The 19,884-nt window shown below is 33.0% G+C and carries 13 protein-coding genes; 6 read left to right on the forward strand and 7 right to left on the reverse strand.

What is annotated here, in order from left to right; genetic code table 11:
• Nucleotide 1 precedes the first annotated feature (1 nt).
• From DM444_RS14525 to DM444_RS14540, 4 genes are all read left to right on the forward strand, one after another.
• The gene (locus DM444_RS14525) at nt 2-637 is read left to right on the forward strand and encodes a DUF5977 domain-containing protein (RefSeq protein WP_111287866.1); all 636 of its coding nucleotides are present in this window, start codon (nt 2-4) and stop codon (nt 635-637) included.
• Between the two features lie 85 nt (nt 638-722).
• Entirely contained in the window at nt 723-2,582 is a 1,860-nt protein-coding gene (locus DM444_RS14530) for a hypothetical protein (RefSeq protein ID WP_111287868.1), read from the forward strand.
• Between the two features lie 200 nt (nt 2,583-2,782).
• On the forward strand, nt 2,783-3,247 hold the full coding sequence (locus DM444_RS14535; protein WP_111287870.1) for a cupredoxin domain-containing protein: 465 nt from the start codon (nt 2,783-2,785) through the stop codon (nt 3,245-3,247).
• Nucleotides 3,248-3,249: 2 nt separating this feature from the next.
• A complete protein-coding gene (locus DM444_RS14540; protein ID WP_111287872.1) occupies nt 3,250-4,446 on the forward strand; it encodes a leucine-rich repeat protein in 1,197 nt (398 codons plus the stop codon).
• A 278-nt stretch (nt 4,447-4,724) separates the two neighbouring features.
• On the opposite strand, the gene DM444_RS14545 is transcribed toward DM444_RS14540, so the two are convergent.
• The 7 genes from DM444_RS14545 to DM444_RS14575 all read right to left on the reverse strand — a co-directional run bounded on the left by DM444_RS14545 (nt 4,725) and on the right by DM444_RS14575 (nt 18,743).
• On the reverse strand, nt 4,725-6,731 hold the full coding sequence (locus tag DM444_RS14545; protein ID WP_111287874.1) for a protein-disulfide reductase DsbD family protein: 2,007 nt from the start codon (nt 6,729-6,731) through the stop codon (nt 4,725-4,727).
• Nucleotides 6,732-7,023: 292 nt separating this feature from the next.
• Nucleotides 7,024-9,813 carry a M16 family metallopeptidase gene (locus DM444_RS14550; protein WP_111287876.1) on the reverse strand — a complete coding sequence of 930 codons (2,790 nt, stop codon included), beginning with the start codon at nt 9,811-9,813 and terminating at the stop codon, nt 7,024-7,026.
• Nucleotides 9,814-9,912: 99 nt separating this feature from the next.
• On the reverse strand, nt 9,913-11,046 hold the full coding sequence (locus tag DM444_RS14555) for a TlpA disulfide reductase family protein (protein ID WP_111287878.1): 1,134 nt from the start codon (nt 11,044-11,046) through the stop codon (nt 9,913-9,915).
• A gap of 100 nt (nt 11,047-11,146) precedes the next feature.
• A complete protein-coding gene (locus DM444_RS14560; protein WP_111287880.1) occupies nt 11,147-12,349 on the reverse strand; it encodes a TlpA disulfide reductase family protein in 1,203 nt (400 codons plus the stop codon).
• Between the two features lie 66 nt (nt 12,350-12,415).
• Complete coding sequence (locus DM444_RS14565; protein ID WP_111287882.1) at nt 12,416-13,822, reverse strand: RagB/SusD family nutrient uptake outer membrane protein; 1,407 nt, start codon at nt 13,820-13,822, stop codon at nt 12,416-12,418.
• Between the two features lie 17 nt (nt 13,823-13,839).
• The gene (locus DM444_RS14570) at nt 13,840-17,421 is read right to left on the reverse strand and encodes a SusC/RagA family TonB-linked outer membrane protein (protein WP_111287884.1); all 3,582 of its coding nucleotides are present in this window, start codon (nt 17,419-17,421) and stop codon (nt 13,840-13,842) included.
• Nucleotides 17,422-17,591: 170 nt separating this feature from the next.
• Entirely contained in the window at nt 17,592-18,743 is a 1,152-nt protein-coding gene (locus tag DM444_RS14575) for a FecR family protein (protein WP_111287886.1), read from the reverse strand.
• 280 nt (nt 18,744-19,023) lie between these two features.
• Between DM444_RS14575 and DM444_RS14580 the strand changes: the two genes are divergently transcribed.
• Nucleotides 19,024-19,629, forward strand: a complete 606-nt coding sequence (locus DM444_RS14580; RefSeq protein ID WP_111287888.1) for an RNA polymerase sigma factor — start codon at nt 19,024-19,026, stop codon at nt 19,627-19,629.
• 114 nt (nt 19,630-19,743) lie between these two features.
• Nucleotides 19,744-19,881, forward strand: a complete 138-nt coding sequence (locus DM444_RS23660) for a hypothetical protein (RefSeq protein ID WP_162614979.1) — start codon at nt 19,744-19,746, stop codon at nt 19,879-19,881.
• Nucleotides 19,882-19,884 lie beyond the last annotated feature (3 nt).

Below are 19,884 nucleotides of genomic sequence, written 5' to 3' on the forward strand. Positions count from 1 at the left end.
TATGGGAAATACAGGATATAAATTTTATGAAACATTAGAACAATATTATACAGATGATGGCACTTCAACAGGAGAAACAAAACAGAATGTAAAGACGGATCCTGATTACATTGCTCCTTTTCAAGATGAAGTAGATTGTCCACCTCAGGTGCGCTTCTATAATACCATGCAAACCAGAACTGTATCCAAAAATAATTGTAGCCCCGGATATTCTGGAAGCGCTGTCACACTTACCGCCTCCCCAAATCAGTTTGTCTCAAATGAAAGTGTATTAGACGCAAACAACCAAGCAATTGCTTGGTTAGATGCCAATGCACAGATATATGCTAATAATGTTGGGACATGCATAATTACTCCTACTACAAATCCAACTGTGCCAACATTACGGTATGCTTACTATGGAGGTGAGACCATGACGCTTCAATGGCCGAATTATATTGATCCTGGGGCTATAACTTATGAATTATATCGCAGTATAAATGGTGGGACTCCAATGCTTTTACAAACATCAACGGATACCTTTTATTATGATAAATTATCAAATGGTGTAACATACTCATATCAAATTAGAATTAATTCTAATGGATACATTTCTTCTTACAGCAATACTGTAACAGTAACAGGTAGATCTTCATAAAAAATATAATTCATAATCTTTTGGGGTGTAAAATCCCCAAAGGATTATTTATCACTTCAAAAAACTACTAACAAAATACCACAAAATGAGCACAAATCATAATAGAATAAAAGTGGCTGATTTAGAAACAAATCAGCAAAATAAAATTTTAATTACAAATTCCAGTGGTGAGCTTGAATTTAGTGATGTTAATAATATTAAAGCAGACAGCTACAATGGACTAGATTATACTCAAGAAGGAAAAGCTTTAGATGCTAGACAAGGAAAGGTTTTAAAAGATTTAATTGATGATATAAACCAATTACTAGTCTCCGATAATGCTGATTTAAATAGCCTTCAGAAATTAGCTGATGCAATTGAAACGGTCCGTAATTCTTTCGGTACAATGCTAGTAAATGATTTAATTACTGGTGGTTCAACAAAAGCTTTAACAGCTGAACAGGGCAAGATTTTACAAAATAACAAGCTAAGTTACGTTTTGGAAATAAATACTGTCGGAGGGATAACATATACATATACTATTGATGACTATAAAAAACATATTGTTTTTAGTTCTGCAAATCCCGTAACAGTTACTATACCAACTAATTTAAACGTAGCCATACCAATTGGAACTGAGATAAAATATACACAAAAGGGTGCAGGAATTGTAACAATCGGTGGCTCAGGTATTACAATTAATTCTAATGTTTCTTTAAGTTCGGTAAAAGGAGAAACAAGAATTTTAAGAAAAATAGATACTGACGAGTGGGTTTTGATAGGTAATATTGCTCTACCTGGTGCTAAAGTACCTTATACCGTTTTTATCGATACTGTTAATGGTAATGATTCTAATGGAATTGTCACTGATTCTTCAAAACCTTTCAAAACAGCTGCCGCTGCTTATGCTGCTTTACCAGCAAATGATGGTATAATGTGGACCTTATATTATTTAGATTCATCAACATCTAGACAATTACCAGCAACACCATTACGTCCAATAAAGATAATGACACCACATCCGGGAGTATTCTTGTTCAATGAAATAAGCGGTGAACTTTCAGGAGGAAACATATTTGAAGTCGATGCTCCCTTGTCAACTATGACAATAAAACTAACTACAGGTACCTGCTCAATGCGCCCAACTGTCTTTTTAAGGTTAAGATTATTTAATCTAAATGTTTATGCGATGCATACAGGTTTTGCTGGATTCTTTGGAAATGGTTCGTACAGTACAGAAAATATGAGAATTGAAGTAGTTAATTTCTATTGTGAAAACACAACTTCAGGACTTAGACTGTTTGGCGGACAAGGTGATGTTATAGTAAGAAAATTTACTAGTAAGGCAAATGGGATGCGTTTAAAAAATGATAATACAACTGGTGTTCGTTTTTCATTTTACGAAGTTTATGCAGATACTTATGCATTAAAATTGGAAGCTCAAGACACAGCACACTACTATAAAATAATGAAATATAGTGGTAATGCAGATATAACAGATGGCATAAGCTCAATGTTAGATGTTACAGGAGTTTCTTTCACTTGTCCATCGTTTACTTATCTAAGGAATCAGATAACTGGAAGAATGACAAACTTGAACTATGCTATCAATTTACCATCTTCTATTCCAAACTCAATATCTATTGACAATTTTATTGGTAGAATCAATAGTTTCACTACTCCACAGCCTATCATTAATATAAGAAACTCAACACTATATCTTTCAGGATTATTTGCTAATGGATGGCTTTCATGGTCGCAAGGAAATACACTTATGACTATAATTGACTCATATATAATTCAAGATACACCGACAAACCTGTTTACATTTCAAAATTCATCCTCAGGATTTATGACTTTAAATAAAATTGGCTTCTTTAAAACAAATGCAACCAATTTAGTAAATCCTGCGACCGCTTCAGGTACAGGAGTTACAATAGTAGATTTAACACCTAATTCTCATTAAATACAAAATTACATAACGAACTTACAATATGTAGTACTAATTATTGAGTACCTATTTTCAAACATAATTATTGAAAATATTTGTTTTTCAATGATTATGTTTAATACAATGTTATTTTATTTAATGCCTGAATCTACAACTCTTTTAATCTATTAATAAATGAAAGAGAATAGAAAAATTTAATAAAAAATACTCTTAAAATGAGCACAAATCACAATAGAATCAAAGTGGCTGATTTAGAAACAAATCAGCAAAATAAAATTTTAATTACCAATGAAAATGGTGAATTAACTTTTAATGATATTCCAGAGAAAACTTTTAAAACAATAAATGGAGAATCAATTATCGGAAATGGAAATATTGATCTGTCTAACAAACAAGATATTTCAAATCAGATTAATGTAACATTACCTGCGACAGTTCTAGATTCATGGCACGGAAAAACCGTAAAATTTAATGGAACAGGTACATTGACAATTCCTAGTTCATTTGTTAATTCAGGGATGTGTTTTGAAGGAATTACAAAAACAGGAACAACATTGAACTGGTCAATTACATCTCCTAAAACATTTGAATTTGGAACGCCTGCCACCGTAACTGAAAAACAGATCTTCACATTTATGCAAAATGATGGTCAGCATTCAATAATGATCTTAGGAATATAATTATGGGACTACGAAAAACAATATTTGGACGTCAAAAGGTCAAGTCTAATACTTTTATAGGTGGTGTCGCTGGTACTATTAATACGCCATCGTTACTTGCTTCAAAGCTTGGTATAAATGTTTCTAGAATTAAAGGATATAAAATTGTTGGTTTAGATATTCAATGCCAAATTACAGGGAATTATGCCGCTGGTGGTTTCGCTAATGATACTTCAATTACATATTTTCATGATTTGGATGGATTAGTTAATTCTGTTATTTTGGGAGGGTTTCAATATGCTACAAATTTAACATCAGTTAAAATAAAAAATGCTACAATACTAAACAGTTTTTGTTTTAGAGGCACTGCTTTGATAGGTCAGGATTGTGATTTTAGTTCTATTACCTCAGCCAATATCGAAGCCTTTAATTTACTTGTACCTACATCAAATTCTAAAATATCACTGCCAAATTTAATAAGTATTGGCTCAAACGCTTTTAGTGGTCATGTGAATTTTTCTAATAATGTAACCATAGAAGTTCCATTATCATTTAAAACTTCCAATTCTGGATTGCCTCATTCAGCATTAACAACTGCTTCTTTAAGAGCAGTAGTAATAAATTATATTGGTTTCACTGATAACAATAGTTATAATACTGAAATAGGCGGTTATAGTAATACTTATAGTAATAAAGGATTGTTTGCACAGTTTTTTGGAGTTGGAAGTGGTGCAATTGTAAATTACCATAATGAAGGAGCTAATCTTTGTTTTGAAATTTTAGTAAATTATAATTTGAGGAGTTTTACATCAGATAGCACTATTACTCACTTTTTTGATTTTGACGGTCGAGTATTATCAATTGCTTGGGGAGGATTTCAATATTGCACAAACTTTAAAAATATTAGAGTTAAAAATGTTACATCATTAAGCAGTTTTCAATTTCGATCTTCAGGTTTGGTCTTTGATAATAGTGATTTAAGTTCTGTAATTACTGTTGGAACAGAAGCTTTCTTAGGATGTACTTCGATTCTCTTTATAACATTGCCATTAGTTACCAATCTAGGAGGCAATAGTGCAAGCAATAACGTATTTACTAATATAAAAACTGGCGCGACAATTACAGTCCCAATTGCATTGCAAACAATTAATTCAGGAGCTCCAGATGGCGATTTGGTTTATGCATCAGGAACGAGAGGAGCTACAATTATCTACGTATAATTATGAATGGCTAAACCAATACATCTCTGATTTTGGACAAATATCTAATAACACGAAAATCCAAACATCAATTCCATAAAAATAATACTTATTAAACACTTACATTTTTTTAAATTTAAAAGTCTCAATATTCTTATTGAGACTTTTTTTATTAACATCAAAATTATTTTTTTAATTAAAACTTCAATAAAAAACCGCAATTCAAAAATTGCGGTTAAATTATATAAACAGCTTTCTAATGAATATAACCCACATTTCAGTTACTATTCTAAAAACATTTACCTCTTAAACTTCCCAACCCCACTCTGCAACCAACCATAATACTCCTCAACATTCGGATTATAAGCCGATGGTTCTGTTAAATTAGCGCTTTTATGATCCACAATTACATAAAACGGCTGTGCATTTGCTTTGTAGGTTTTAATCTGTAAATCGCTCCATTTGTTGCCAATGGTTTTGATTCTTTTTCCTGTAGTTTCAGAAGTAAATTGTTCGCTTTCTGGAAGTTCTTTTTTATCGTCAACATAAAGCGAAATCAAAACAACATCATTGTTTAAAACTCCCAAAACTTTAGGATCTGACCAAACTAGTTCTTCCATTTTTCTGCAGTTTACGCAGGCATATCCCGTAAAATCTAACAAAACTGGTTTCCCTACTTTTTTTGCATATTCCATTCCTTTATCATAATCATGAAATGTGATAATATTTTGCGGTCCGTGTTCTGCTCCTTCTGGCAACGAACCTGTTATTTTTAACTCGGAATTACCTGAAATTCCAAGTCCGTTTGGCGATTCACTATATTGCATCGGAGGTGGAAATCCGCTGATTAATTTTAATGGAGCGCCCCAAAGTCCTGGAATCAAATAAATCGTGAAACTTAAAACGATCAATCCAAAACCTAATCTTCCTACTGAAATATGATTTAAAGGAGAATCATGCGGCAAAGTGATTTTTCCAAATAAATAAAAAGCCAGCATTCCGAAAACCGCAATCCAAATAGCAAGGAAAACTTCTCTTTCTAACCAATGTAATTGTAAAACTAAATCGGCATTTGATAAAAATTTAAAAGCCAAAGCCAATTCTAAAAATCCTAAAACCACTTTTACCGTATTCAACCATCCGCCAGATTTTGGTAATGCATTTAACCAGCCTGGAAAAGCCGCAAATAATGAAAACGGTAATGCAATTGCAATCGAAAATCCTAACATTCCAACAATTGGCGCAATTCCGCCTTTTGAAGCCGCTTCGACCAATAAAGTTCCTACAATTGGGCCTGTGCACGAGAATGATACAATGGCTAAAGCCAAAGCCATAAAGAAAATCCCAATTAATCCTCCTCTATCTGCCTGCGAATCTACTTTATTGGCTAATGAACTTGGCAATACAATTTCAAAAGCGCCCAAAAATGAACAAGCAAAAACAACCAATAAAATAAAGAAAATCAAATTGAACCAAACGTTTGTTGAAAGTGCATTTAAAGAATCCGCACCAAAAACAGCCGTCACAATTGAACCTAATAAAACGTAAATAATTACGATTGAAATTCCGTAAATCATTGCATTTCTAATTCCCGCCGCTTTTGTTTTACTTTGTTTCGTAAAATAACTCACCGTCATCGGAATCATTGGGAAAACACAAGGCGTTAGCAATGCTGCAAATCCTGATAAAAAAGCCAAAATAAAAATTGTTAGCAATCCTCTAGATTCTGTTTTCTTTGGCGAACTCACAATTTCTTTCGAAGTTTTTTCTTCTGTCTGTGAAACCGTTTTTTCTTCTGAAATTACCGAATCTTTTTTAACGATCGGAGTTTCTTCGGCAGAAGCCAATTTCTTTTCGGTCGGAATTTTAAATGTTAATTCTTCTGAAGTTGGCGGTAAGCAATTGCTGTCATCACAAACCATAAATTCAACTTCTCCCGCAATATTCGAAATGTCATCTGAAGTAAATTTAATTTTTTGTGTAAAAAGTGCTTTATCTTCAAAATATTTAATTTTCATATCGAAGATTTTATCAACCACTTCATGTCCTTTTTCTTCGGTTGTTTTTCTAATTAATTCGAAATTTTTCTTCGGATTTTTGAAAGTAAAAGCAGTTCTTGAAGGTCCGCCTTCTTCAATATATTGTCCGTATAAATGCCAGCCCGATTGAATCACGGCCTGTGCTTTTAAAATATACTCTTTATCTGAAACTTTTTCTACATATGTGCTCCATTTCACCGGATTGTACATTTGTCCAAACGTACTTGCAGAAAAAAACAACAGTAATGTTATTGCGATGTTTTTCATTGTTTTGGTTTAAGGTTTAAAAAAAGAGCTGTCGGCAAAACAGCTCTTTTGGTCTTTCACAGAAAATGGCTTACTAATTCAGATTCTAAAATGAAATAATGAAAGACGACTATTAAAAATTGTTGGTTTTAGTTTTCAGTCGCAGTCGCAGTCGCAGTCGCAGTCGCAGTCGCAGTCGCAGTCGCAGTCGCAGTCGCAGTCGCAGTCGCAGTGTATAACTTTGTCAAAGTTTTAAACTTTGACAAAGTTGTTTTTCCTAACTGAGACTGAGACTGAAAACTGAGACTAAAAACTACTTCAAAGGATTCCCATCTTTATCAAGAGAACCCGATTTGATGACAATCATTTTATCCAATTGAACGTATTTCTTGATTGCATCGTTTACTTGTTGTAAAGTTGCTTTTTGAATATCGTTTGGATATTGTTCGATGTAATTTGGCTCTAAACCTCTTTCGATAAAACTCAAAATCGTTCTTGCCATTCCGTTTGTGGTTGACATTCCAACTTTAAAACTTCCAATTAAATTGGTTTTCTTATTTTCTAATTCCTCAGCTGTAATTCCGTCTTTTACCCATTTATTTACCTGAACCATTGTAGCGTCAAGGCCTTTTTGAAATAAATTCGGATTGAAAGATGCGTTTACAAACCAATAACCTCCAGTTTCAATATTTCCTCCTAAACCAGAAGAAATGCTATATGTTAAACCGTCGTTATCGCGAACAGTTTGCATTAAACGACCAGCAAATCCAGCGCCTAAAGTATAATTTCCAATGTAAAAAGGAATATAATCTGCATCGGCTCTTTTTAAACCTGTAAATTGTCCAATATACAATTCGGCACTTGGTTTTTCTGGAATTGTAACTACTTCTGTTTTTGCTGCTGATTTTGAAGCTTCTTCAAATTTTAGTTTTTCAGTAACTCCACCATTCCAATTTTTGAATGATTTTTTTAATGATGCGTTTAAGTTTGCTCCTTCTGTATCTCCCACAATTACCAAACGCATTGAAGCCGTTCCAAAATATTTTTTATGAAAAGCTTTCACTTCATCCAAAGTTGCGTTTTTAATATTCGCAATATTATCTTCAACACTTAAACTGTAATTTGGATTTCCTTTTGGATAAATTGCCTGAGATAAAGCAATGTCTCCTCTTTCGCCTGGATCATTTAAATCTTGCTGTGTATTTCCAATAAATTGCTGTTTTAAATTTTCGAATTCTTTAGCATCAAACAATGGATTTCTCAATTCTTCAGCCAATAAAGTAATTACTTGATCTAAGTCTTTTTTCAAACATTTAAATCCTATATTGATTTTGAAAGTCGAAGCATTTACGTTTAAAGTAACTCCTAATTTTTGAAGTTTTTCTGAAAATTTAAACTTATCATTCAACGTTGTTCCTTTTGACAACATTGCTGCCGTTAAAGCTGGAATAACATCATTTTTAGTTTCGCTTGCATAATTTCCTAACGAAAGACTTGCTGCGATCGTAACAAAATCTTTAGCTGAAGTTTTTACTGAAACCACATCAATTCCATATACTTTTTCTCTCTTGAAAGCAGAAGCTGATTTTTCTATCAAAGTTTCTTCAGAAATAAATTCTTCTGTAGTATTTTTTAGTGAAAATGAATCTGCTGTACTTTCTTCATGAATATGTTCATTTTCTGGATGTCTGTAATAAAACGGACCATTTTCTTCGATAAAATTATTTGCTTGAGCTTGATCTTTATTTTGAGAACCCGCTTGTTTCGGAATAAAATATCCTGTCGTACTTTGGTCTTCAACCAAATATTTATTCGCAACTCGCAAAACATCGGCAGGAGTTACTTTTTTCAATCGGTCAACTCCTGTAATATAATCTGTCCAGTCGCCAGCAGCAATCGCTTCATTTAATGCCGATGCAATTACTCCAGAACCATCGCGAGCTAAGATTGTCTGCGCACTGATTTTTGCCACAACACGATTTACCTCATCTTGAGTTACACCTTCTTTCTGAATTTTAGCTACAACTTCGCTGATTTTAGCATCAATATCTTCGTGTTTTGAAGTAGTTGGAAAACCAACTCCAATTGTGAAAAGTCCAACTTCTTTAAAGTTTGTAGCACTTGCGTAAGAATAAATTCCTAAACGAGTGTCAACGAAAGTTTTGTTTAAAATTGCTGAAGGTCCAGAACCGATAATCTGAGCTAGAATACTTAAAGCTGGAAGATCTTCGTGTAAAGCTCCAGGAATTTTATAGGCTTTATTTACAACGCCCAATTCTCCAGGTTTTTTCACCACAATTTTACGCGCGCCATATTGCTGAGGCTCTTCTGTATAAGGCTGAGGCATTACTTTTGGCGCTTTTGTAATTTTCCCGAAATATTTCTCGATTAATTCAAAAACATTCTCTTTTTTGAAATCTCCAATTATGGTTAAAGTCGCATTATCTGGCCAATAATATGTATTATAGAAATTCTTTAAAACTTCAATTGGAGCGTTTTCAATATCCGATTTCCATCCAATTGTCGAATGATGATATGGATGCGCAATATATGCAGAAGCCCAGATTTCTTTATCTAATAAAGCATTCGGATTATTTTCGCCACGTTCAAATTCATTACGAACAACCGTCATTTCTGCTTCTTTATCTTCTTTTGTCAATAAAGAATTACGCATTCTGTCGGCTTCAATTTGAAGTGCCAATTCGATTTTATCACTCGGAAGTGTTTCAAAATAATTCGTACGATCGTACCAGGTTGTAGCATTTAATTGTGCTCCTGTATTTTGTAAAACATCAGTAATTGTGTTTCCATTTTTCTTGTTGAAAGTTGGAGTTCCTTTAAACATTAAATGTTCTAAAAGGTGCGTTGATCCTGTGTTTCCTAAAACCTCATGTTTAGAACCTACACGATATACAATTTGTACAGTTGCAACTGGCGAAGCATTGTCTTGCAAAAGCAAAACATTCATTCCGTTTGGCTGATATAAATATTCTTCGATTCCGCCTAATTCTTTAATTTTCTTAAAATTTACGGATTTATTCTGCGCTGACATAAAGGCGCAAAAAGCTAATGAGCAATAGCCCAGAAAGATGTATTTTTTCATTTTTTTGAGAGATTTTTTCTTGAGTTTTCAGTCGCAGTCGCAGTTTTCAGAGACTGAGACTGAGACTGAGACTGAAAACTGCGACTGAAAACTAAAAATTTACGATTTGCTGAAAATTTCCTTTAATTTAGATTGCAATTCAGCTTCTCTAAGATTTTTAGCTACTATTTTCCCATCAGGTCCAATTAAGTAATTTGTTGGAACCATTTTTACACCATATAAAACAGCTGCTTCATTTTGCCATCCTTTTAAATCCGAAACATGAGTCCAAGTTAGGCCGTCTTTTTCGATTGCTTTTTCCCAAAGATTCTTTTTATCGTCTAAAGAAACTCCCAAAACATCAAATCCTTTGTCGTGATAGGTTTTGTAAGCCACAACAACATTTGGATTTTCTTTTCGACATGGTCCGCACCAGCTTGCCCAGAAATCTACTAAAACATATTTCCCTTTGTAATCTGATAATTTCACTACTTTTCCGTTTACATCAGTTTGCGAAAATTCAGGAGCTGCAACGCCAATTGCTGTTTTTTCGTTAAGATCAATAGAAGCTTTTAATTTTTTTCCGTAGAATGATTTTTGAATTTCTGGAGATAAAATTCCGTAATATTCTTTTACTTTTTCAGGAGTTCCGTAAGACACAATTCGATCTTCGATTACTAAAGCTCCTCCTAGATTGTCTTTATTTTTTCTGATGAATTTATCTGTTAGATCATCCGCGAAAGCGCCAAGATCTTTCCATTTTTTATCCATCAAGGTTTGTTGTTCTGGAGTCAATTTTACTTTTCCGCTTTGTGTCAGCGAATCAGATAATTTATAAATTGGTCCCGCAACTGCTTGTATTTTTTTAAATTCGTTATCGTAGTATGATTTGTAGAATCCGTTTTGAGTAGCTCCAGTTACTTTAGCTTTAAAAACTGAATCTTTTTTTGCTTCAATAGTAATATCTTCATTATCTAAAAGAAAATATGCTCCGTATTCTTGTCCTTTTATTTTTAAAGTATGAAATAAAGGCTCTCCCGTTTTTCCATTAAAAGTAAAAGCACCTTCTTTTACTTCAGCAGAATCGATGATTTTTTTATCGCCTTTTTCATCTGCATATTCCAAATATACTGTTCCTTTATCTAATCCAGCAATTGTTCCGTTGATTGTATATCCTTCTTTTTTTGCACAAGAAGTTACTGCCGTCGCAAGGGCTAAGGCCAGTAAACCTGATTTTAAAATTGTACTTTTCATGTTATATTTTTTGTTTGTTAGATTGCGATTTTTTTTGAGTTTTCAATCGCAATTTTCAGTTATCAACTGAGACTGAGACTGAAAACTGCGACTAAAAAAACTAAGATTTCAAAAGTTCCTTCAGTTTTGCTTCCAATTCTGCACCTCTTAAGTTTTCTCCGATAATTACACCTTTACCGTCTACTAAATAAGTTGCTGGAATTGCTTTTACATTAAATGCTTTGCTCACTTTATCATCGTCTAGAAGATTGTGCCATTGCATATTTTCTTGTACTAATGCTTTCTGCCAAGCTTTTTCGTCTTTATCGATTGAAACACTTAAAATCTCAAATCCTTTATTCGAATATTCAGCGTAAGCTGTTTTTAAGTTCGGAATTTCTTTTCGGCATGGACCGCACCAAGATGCCCAAAAATCAACCAAAATATATTTTTTCCCTGCAACGATGTCTTTCGCATTGAAAGTTTTTCCATCTTTATCTTTTAACCCAAAGTTGGCAATACTTGTTCCCACTAAAGATTTCGGATTCAAATCTTTATCTAGAATTTGACCGTAGTAACTTTTCTTCGCAGCTTCTGAAAACTGCTCATAAATTGGCTTTTGCTCTGGAGTAAAATAACTGTATGAAGTCATCATAAAAAATGGTCCCCACCAATTGGTTTTATGTTTTTCAATCAAATTTTTTGACAACAATTCTACTTTCGTGAAAAACGCTTTTTCTTCTGCTTCAAATTTTTTCCATTGAGCCGTGCTATAAACAGAATCCAATAGTTTTTTGTTGTTTTCTTTTTTTGCTTTTCCAGCTAAATTACTTAGTTCGTTAATTCCAACGTGATATGCTTCGTAATCTTTATTCAATTCTTCTTTAAATGCCGTTTCTTGAACATAATAATCGTGAGATTTAGAACCAGTAATTACTACATCTTTAAAAGAAATCCATTCGCCTTCTTTATCTGAAACTTTGCCAGTCGCTGTAATTTTTATTTTTGAATTTTCGACCATTACAGAAATATTTCCTTTGCTTTTACCAAAGACAACATAGAAAAAACGAGGTTCTTTTAGTTTTCCTTCGAAAGTAAATTTCCCGTCTTTTAATGTTGTTTCAGCAACTGGCAGTTCAGAAGAATGCGTAGCGCCTGGAACTAGTTTTACAGCTGTTCCATCTGCTAAACCAGTGATGTTTCCTTCAATTGTATAAGAAGAAACCGTCGCTGGCGCTGTTTTTTTCTTTTGCGCCTGAATGTTTAATGAAACCATAAACAAGCAAATGCACAAGCCTAATATTTTAGATTTAATTGCTTTCATTTTTGATTGATATTTTAGAAAAAAGCTTCCCTTTCGGGAAAATCTAATCAGGAAGCTTTTCCATTATTATTTGTCTACATTTTGTGTTATTGTTCCGTTTCCTGGGTTTGCTGTAGCACCTTGTGGAAATGGCATTGTCCATAAATGAGAATCTGAAGATAACGTGTAAGTAGTTCCGTTTGCTACTTTTGTAAAACTAACTGTGTAAACGCCTTCTGCATTTAAACGGCGTGCGTCTGCAAAAGGAATCAGCGTGTTAGTAAGTTCATTGTTTTTTGTTCTGAAAATAGCTTTCAAAGCTGTTGTTTTATCTGCAGTCGAAATATCTTGATAAGAAGCAGGAAGAATACGAGTTTTACGAACTGTATTCAAAACATTTAATGCTTCACTGATTTGTCCTGCACGTGCCAGACATTCTGCTTTAATCAAATAAACCTCAACCGTTGTGATTCCTCCAAAATTAAAAGCACCAGACAAAGTTCTTCTGTAATACGTTTCGGCACCAACAGTATAAAGTTTCCAACGTGAAATAAAACGCGCATCTCCAGCTTCAAAACGTTGTGCACGCTCAACAGGAATACTATTTTCTGTTGTTAAACTAGAATAAGTACCATGACGATACGTGTAGTTTTCTACATAATTATATCCCATTGGAGATGTTGTCGTCGTATACGAATTTGGAAGATCTATAATCGTTTTATTTGCATTGTAATATCCAATCCAATCATACAATTGATTGTTTTCAGCCAATGCTAAATCTGCATATTTTAAAGCTTCTGTATAGTTATTCATTTGAAGATAAACTCTTGAATAAAATGCATAACCTGCACCTAAATTTGGATGCAAAGCAGTTTGCGAAACTTTTAGCAAATACGGTAAAGCTTCTTTAACATCATTCAAGATAAAATCATACATTTCTTGAATCGTTACTTGCTTACTTGGCGCATTAATATTGGCACTAGTAATTAACGGAACTGATAATTTTGTTGAAGCTGTAGACGCTACATAAGTATCTGCATAAAAATTAACCAGATTATAGTAATTCATGGCACGCAATATTTTTGCTTCTGCCCACACTACTCTTTTTTCGTCATCAGTTGCTTGCGTGGTATTTAATGCATTTTCGATAATTAAATTAAAAGTCGAAATTCCCGCATAGCTTGAATAATACATTGTTTCATCTGATACTTTCAAGGCAATTCGGTCAGCACTTTCATCCCACATATATAGTGCATTATACAATCTATTATTTGCTAAAGATGCAACCGTTACATATTGGTCATTTAATAATTGTGAAGCGCCAGTAATATCAACTCTGTGGTTAGTATACTCGTCGCGTAGAAAAGCTTCATAATCAGCTAATGTTGTTGGTGTTTTTGATCCTTTAGGGATATCACTCAAATAATCTTCGCAAGAGGCAAAAGTCAATCCTAAAGCTAAGAAGCACGCTATCTTTATATATATATTTTTCATCGTCTAGTCTTTATAAATTAGAAATTAACATTTACGCCCATAACAAAGCTTGGAGATTGGAAACCGCCTAGCAAATATTTAGCATCTCTGCTTTTTGCAAAAGTGTATACGTTTTCTGCATTTAAATTGAAACGTACGCCATCTAATTTTACTCTCTTAATAATGTCTTTTGGCATTTGGTAAGACAGCGAAATGTTGCTTAATCTCACATTTGATGCATCTAGAATATTAATATCTGCATACGAATAAATAGTACGAGAATCTGAACTAAATTCTGGATCATACTCGTAAACTGCTCTTGGAACATTTGTGAAAGCTTCATCTCCAGGCTGCATCCAACGATCTGCAATATGATTGTTTACTACAGAAATATTGGTTATGTAACCTCCTGCTGCACTATTATAAGTATTATTCAGCATTGGCAAGAAAGTATTTCTTATTTTATGTCCTAACTCGTAAATGAAAAGTGCCGAAAGTGAGAAGTTTTTATAATTAGCCGAAGTATGGAAAGATCCGCTTTGCGTAGGAACTGTTGAGCCATAATCTTTGATAGCATCAATTTGTCCCGGATTGTATTTTACTGCAGTTCCTGAAGCATCATAAACTTGAGGAATTCCTGTGCTGCTTAATCCAGCCCATTTGTAACCATAAATAGAGTTAAAACTTGTTCCAACTCTTGGAAAAGCCTGTGGGTAATCTAACTGAAGGTAATAAACTGGAGCTGTTACGTTTACGTAATCCACCACGTTTTTGTTGTAAGCATATAAAACTGCTGCATCCCAAGAGAATGAAGGTGTTTTTACAATAGTTCCTCTCAAAGTTACTTCGACACCTTTATTGGTCATTGCTCCGTTGTTAAGCGTGTAAGTAGAATAACCCCATCCTTCTGTTGGAATTCCTTGACTGCTCGCTAATAAATCTTGTCCTTTTTTTCTATACACATCAAAAGTTCCGCTTAATCTACTTTTGAAGAATGAAAAGTCTAAACCAATATCTGTTGTAGTTGTTTTTTCCCAAGATAATTCAGGGTTTGGTCGCTTACTTACTGTTCCTTGATTTCCTCCAACATTTGAGTTAGAATTGTAATATGCTGTTAAATATGGCGCAGAATCTTTAGCAACATTTCCTCCGATACCATAAGAAGCACGAAGTTTAAGTCCGTCTACCCAATCAACATCAAAAAATGATTCTTTATCAATATTCCATCCTGCTCCAGTTGACCAAGTTGGTTTATTTTGATATTTACTGTCTGTTCCCCAAAGATTAGAACGATCCCAACGAATACTTCCTGAAAGCGTATATCTTCTATCGTAAGTATAACCTCCTGTTCCATACACTGAAACGTAACGGTTTTGTAATTCTTTTTCTAATGAAAATTCGCTTTGCGACATATAACCGCCAAAAACAGTTCCGTATACTTTTAATAAATCAGCTTGATTTATTGGAGCAAAACCTAAAGTTTGTGAATCGTAACCGTAGCGCGTGTTATCGTTATATTCTTGTTTTGAATGACGGATTTCCATACCAGCAATAGCAGAAAAATCATGCTTTTCAGCAAAAGTCTGATTGAAGTTTAACTGCTGACGGAAATTATATGCATTAGAAAACTGATTCGTTTCTTTAACAATGTCTCCATAAGGCAAATTATAAACGGCTTTGTTATTGGCAATTGTTACCATTCCGTTTACTTTACTTCTTACATAATATGAATTTTTGTCATATAATTGACTAGCGCGATCTGAAGCAAATTCGTATTGGAACATTGCATTGTATGTAAATGCTTTACTGAATTTTACATTGAATTTAGCAAAAGTCCTATTTAAGAAACTTTTGTTTTCAACTAAATTTCTACCAAACTCATCCATTGGCGTAATATCCATGTTGTAAAGACCATAAGTCTGCATAGAATTTAGCGTAAAGTTGTTGTAACGAGAAGCAGCTGTAGAAACAAAATTAGTTCCGTCATTATTCACCAATTGATTGTATGGCTGATATTTATATCCTGGACCTGAAGTAAAATCAGGTTGTGAGGCAAAATAACTTTGTGTATCTCCTTTTCCAAAATTCGTATAAGTTCCTAAATCTAAAGACAGCCAGCTGTTAATTTGAGTTGTATTTTTCAAATTAATCCCAACCGATTCATTTTCAGTATAAATATCTTCAAACTGATTATTTTTATAAGTCAAAGAAGCATTAAAAGTATTATTTTCTGTAGCTTTTCCTAAACTAAGGTTATGCTGCATAAAATATTGGTCGCGTTTTGCATATTTAGCAATATCATCAAAATATTTATAACCTTGCCCACCAAGCTGATCTAAACGGCTGTTCATTTCTGCTTGAGAAATATTTCCAGCATAACCGTTTAAAATAGTCTGCATTCCTAAACTTGTATATACCGCATTATTCAATAATGATTGTGCATATGTGCTTGCATTAGCAGTTTTCAAATTCGGATTTCCATCTGCCCATCCTCTTTCTAAACCAATAATATCATTAGAATCAGTAAGGTTTCCAGTATAATTTCTATAAGGAGTAACGGTTAAATTGCTTGAAAACGAAATATTTGTTTTTCCAGCTTTTGCTTTTTTAGTTGTAATTACCACAACTCCATTTGCCGCGCGAGCACCATAAATAGATGAAGCCGCAGCATCTTTTAAAACCGTAATTGTTTCAATATCTTCTAAGTTTAAACTAGGAAGATTTTCTTCTATAGTTGCATAAGGAGTTAATCTAGTATTTTCAACAGGAAAACCATCAATAACATATAAAGGAGCTGTAGCATTAGTATTCATAGAAGTTGTACCACGAATTCTTCCATCTTGATATCCAACAATACGTCCTTCTAAAATTTTATCTAAACCGCTTAATCGTTGTTCTTTAAAATCTACTGCTTTCAAACTTGAGAAAGATCCTGTTGCTTTTTCTTCGGAAATATCTTGGTAACCTGTTTTCAAAACAAGTCCTTCCAATTCTAGGACGTCTTCTTTTAAAACAACGTTGATAACACTTCTGCCTTCAACTTTAATTTCTTGTCTAACATATCCTAAATAAGAATATGCCAAAGTAGTTTCGCTGCTTACCGCAATAATCTGATATTCTCCATTAAAATCGGTATTTACACCTCTTCCAGAACCATTATCAGCAACTGCTGCGCCTACTAAAGGCATTCCTTTTTCATCTGTGACTCTTCCTTTTACAATAAAATCTGCCACTGGTTTTTTAACTTCAGAAGAAGTCTTTTTTGGCATCAAAATAATATGGTTACCAGACACTTTAAAATCGGTACTGGTATTATTAAAAATTTTGCCTAACACAACTTCTATCGAAGTGTCACTCGCATTTACGTCGATTACTCTAGTTAAGTCGACAGATCTTACATTGTAAACAAATCTATAATCTGTTGTATATTCAATCCTTTCGATAACTTTTGCAACAGTCATATTATTGACATTAAAAGAAATCTTGGTTTTTTGAGAATAACTGGTTCCGGCGTGCATTATACTTAAGGCAGTTAGCAGAAATAATGTGGTCAATTTCATTTTCAAATCAAATTTCAAAAAAGGCTTATCAAACCTGATTTTGTTCAAGAGTTTTTTCATACTTTTAAAATGTTTTTTTTAATGTTGGTTGGTTAATTAACTGACCGCATACACTCTACCGGGAAATGTTGGCGCATTTTCCGGTTTTTTTATAACGATCCTATTCATTTTTGGATTTTTGTTACATAGGCGTCTTTTTAATTGTTAATTATAAATTGTTAATTGATAATTTACTTTATCGTTATTTTGTCTTGGTTAATAATGTAATCAATTTCATAACTGTCACTGAAATATTTCAAAACCACTTCAATTGGTTCATTATCAAAACGGGCATTAAAAATTTCTCTTCCTAATGTTTTATTTCGGTTAATGAAAGTCACATTATACTGGCGTTCCAGTTTTTTAATAATATCATCGAAAGAAGCATTTTTAAATACCAAACTTCCCTTTACCCAAGCTGTATAATAATCTGTATTTACTTGTTCTGTTTTAAAAGTGGTCTGTCCTTTTAAATTGGAAGCTTTAAATCCTGGTGTCAAAAACACCTGATTATCATTTGTTTTCTGATCTTTATAAAGCGAAACTTTTCCTTCAACCAATACCACATCTGTGCTTGCATTATTAGCATAAGAATCTACATTAAACTTAGTTCCTAAAACCTCAACATTAACTTGCTGTGAATTAACCGTAAACGGATGCGCTTTGTCTTTACTCACTTCAAAATAAGCTTCACCACTCAGATACACTTGTCTGTTTTTGTTTTTGCCAAACTGAACTGGATATCGCAATGATGTTCCTGAATTAAGATGCACTAATGTTCCGTCTGATAGTTGCACTTCGAATTTCTTCCCGTAAGGAACTTTCAAAGTATTGTAAACCAATTCTCCTTCAGCGAAAGCTTTATCATAAACCAGTCTATTTTTCTCTTGTTTTCCAATAATATTTCCATCTTTATCTGTTACCTCTTTTTCTTCAGAAGTATCAATGTTTTCTGAAGAACCATTACCATATTGCAAAACAATTTCATCTACTCTTGGTACAATAACATTTTTTCTAGCATGTTCAGAACTTGAATTTTTATAGAAATAAAATCCGCCAAGAGCCACAACCAAAATCGCCGCATATTTATAATAAGATGAAAATCTTCTTTTAGTAAAAACATTATTTTCCTTTTCAATTCTTTCTGAAAGCTGTTTTCTAACTTCAGAAGAATCAAAAGAGTTCAAAGCAGTATCAATTGCATAATTCGTTTTTACAAAATCCTTAAATACAATTTGATTCTCTTCTTCTTTTAACCACTCGGTAAGCTGCTCAATTTCTTCATGAGAAGCCTGATTTGTGATAAATTTAACAATTAGTCTCTCTGACTTTTTTACTGTCATTTTAGTCGTTTTTTGATATTATTACGAAACCAAAAAACAAAACCCTAACAATTTGATAAAGTTTTTTTCATTTTACTGATTTTTTTCTTTTTCACAAGTCTTTTCTCTCAATAAAACTCGACTAATTTGGTAGAAATTATAAAGTAAAAGATTTATATTTGCATTTTATTCCTTTTTTATTTGTAATAATTTTCAAATAGAAAGGCAAAAAAGCAGGTCTTTTTATGAAATTCAGTTCACTTTTTGACCTAAAAAACTATTAATTTATATATTTGTTTTTATGAAGATGGATGATTACAGCGATAATACTACACTAATTGAGTCTCTAAAAAATGGAGATGAAAGCGCTTACACCTATCTTATCGACACGTATCATCATAAACTTTGCGTGTATGCCAACAGTTTGGTGAAAAATGTTTACAGCGCCGAAGATATCGTTCAGAATGTCTTTATAAAAGTTTGGGAACAACGTACAAGATTAAAAACAGATCATTCTCTAAAAAGTTTTCTTTACAAATTGGTTTACAATGAGTTTATCGATTTATATAGAAAAAATCAATCTTTGTTTTCTCTCGAAAAATCATATCACGATGCTTTAAACGGAATTGTTCAAGAAGAAGATTCTGAATCTTTCCAAAGGGTTTTGAATGCCGTAAATAAAGAGATTCAGAATTTACCACCAAAATGCAAAGAGGTTTTTATTTTGAGCAAAAAAGAAGGTTTAACAAATATCGAAATCGCAGAACATTTAGATGTTTCTATCAAAACTGTTGAAGCTCAGATTACAAAGGCATTTTCGATTTTGCGCTCTTCGTTAGAAGAAAAAGTGAAGAGTGTTTTGTTTCTTATGTTTTCAAAGAAAAAAATACAGACTAAGCCTAATTAGTTGATATTGTAATAAAAATCTTTCTTTTAAAACAACTAAAACACTAATAAGCAAACACTTACCACTATAATCAAAATTTGTCGTTTTCAAAATAATGATTATCTTTGCACTATTATGAAAACACAGTCATTACATATTACAAAACCATCTAAAGAAACATTAGAGTTTTTTAGAAATCTTCGTACTTCAAAAGAAGAAAACAAAGCAAAATTAATTGCTAAAAAAGACATTTATTTCCCTAAGTCTAAATAATAC

The organism is Flavobacterium ginsenosidimutans, assembly GCF_003254625.1.
Lineage (GTDB): Bacteria > Bacteroidota > Bacteroidia > Flavobacteriales > Flavobacteriaceae > Flavobacterium > Flavobacterium ginsenosidimutans.

Coding starts and splice junctions, on each gene's coding strand:
- DM444_RS14525 (WP_111287866.1), top strand. CDS start 2: ATGGGAAATACAGGATATAAATTTTATGAAACATTAGAACAATATTAT.
- DM444_RS14530 (WP_111287868.1), top strand. CDS start 723: ATGAGCACAAATCATAATAGAATAAAAGTGGCTGATTTAGAAACAAAT.
- DM444_RS14535 (WP_111287870.1), top strand. CDS start 2,783: ATGAGCACAAATCACAATAGAATCAAAGTGGCTGATTTAGAAACAAAT.
- DM444_RS14540 (WP_111287872.1), top strand. CDS start 3,250: ATGGGACTACGAAAAACAATATTTGGACGTCAAAAGGTCAAGTCTAAT.
- DM444_RS14545 (WP_111287874.1), bottom strand. CDS start 6,731: ATGAAAAACATCGCAATAACATTACTGTTGTTTTTTTCTGCAAGTACG.
- DM444_RS14550 (WP_111287876.1), bottom strand. CDS start 9,813: ATGAAAAAATACATCTTTCTGGGCTATTGCTCATTAGCTTTTTGCGCC.
- DM444_RS14555 (WP_111287878.1), bottom strand. CDS start 11,046: ATGAAAAGTACAATTTTAAAATCAGGTTTACTGGCCTTAGCCCTTGCG.
- DM444_RS14560 (WP_111287880.1), bottom strand. CDS start 12,349: ATGAAAGCAATTAAATCTAAAATATTAGGCTTGTGCATTTGCTTGTTT.
- DM444_RS14565 (WP_111287882.1), bottom strand. CDS start 13,822: ATGAAAAATATATATATAAAGATAGCGTGCTTCTTAGCTTTAGGATTG.
- DM444_RS14570 (WP_111287884.1), bottom strand. CDS start 17,421: ATGAAAAAACTCTTGAACAAAATCAGGTTTGATAAGCCTTTTTTGAAA.
- DM444_RS14575 (WP_111287886.1), bottom strand. CDS start 18,743: ATGACAGTAAAAAAGTCAGAGAGACTAATTGTTAAATTTATCACAAAT.
- DM444_RS14580 (WP_111287888.1), top strand. CDS start 19,024: ATGAAGATGGATGATTACAGCGATAATACTACACTAATTGAGTCTCTA.
- DM444_RS23660 (WP_162614979.1), top strand. CDS start 19,744: ATGAAAACACAGTCATTACATATTACAAAACCATCTAAAGAAACATTA.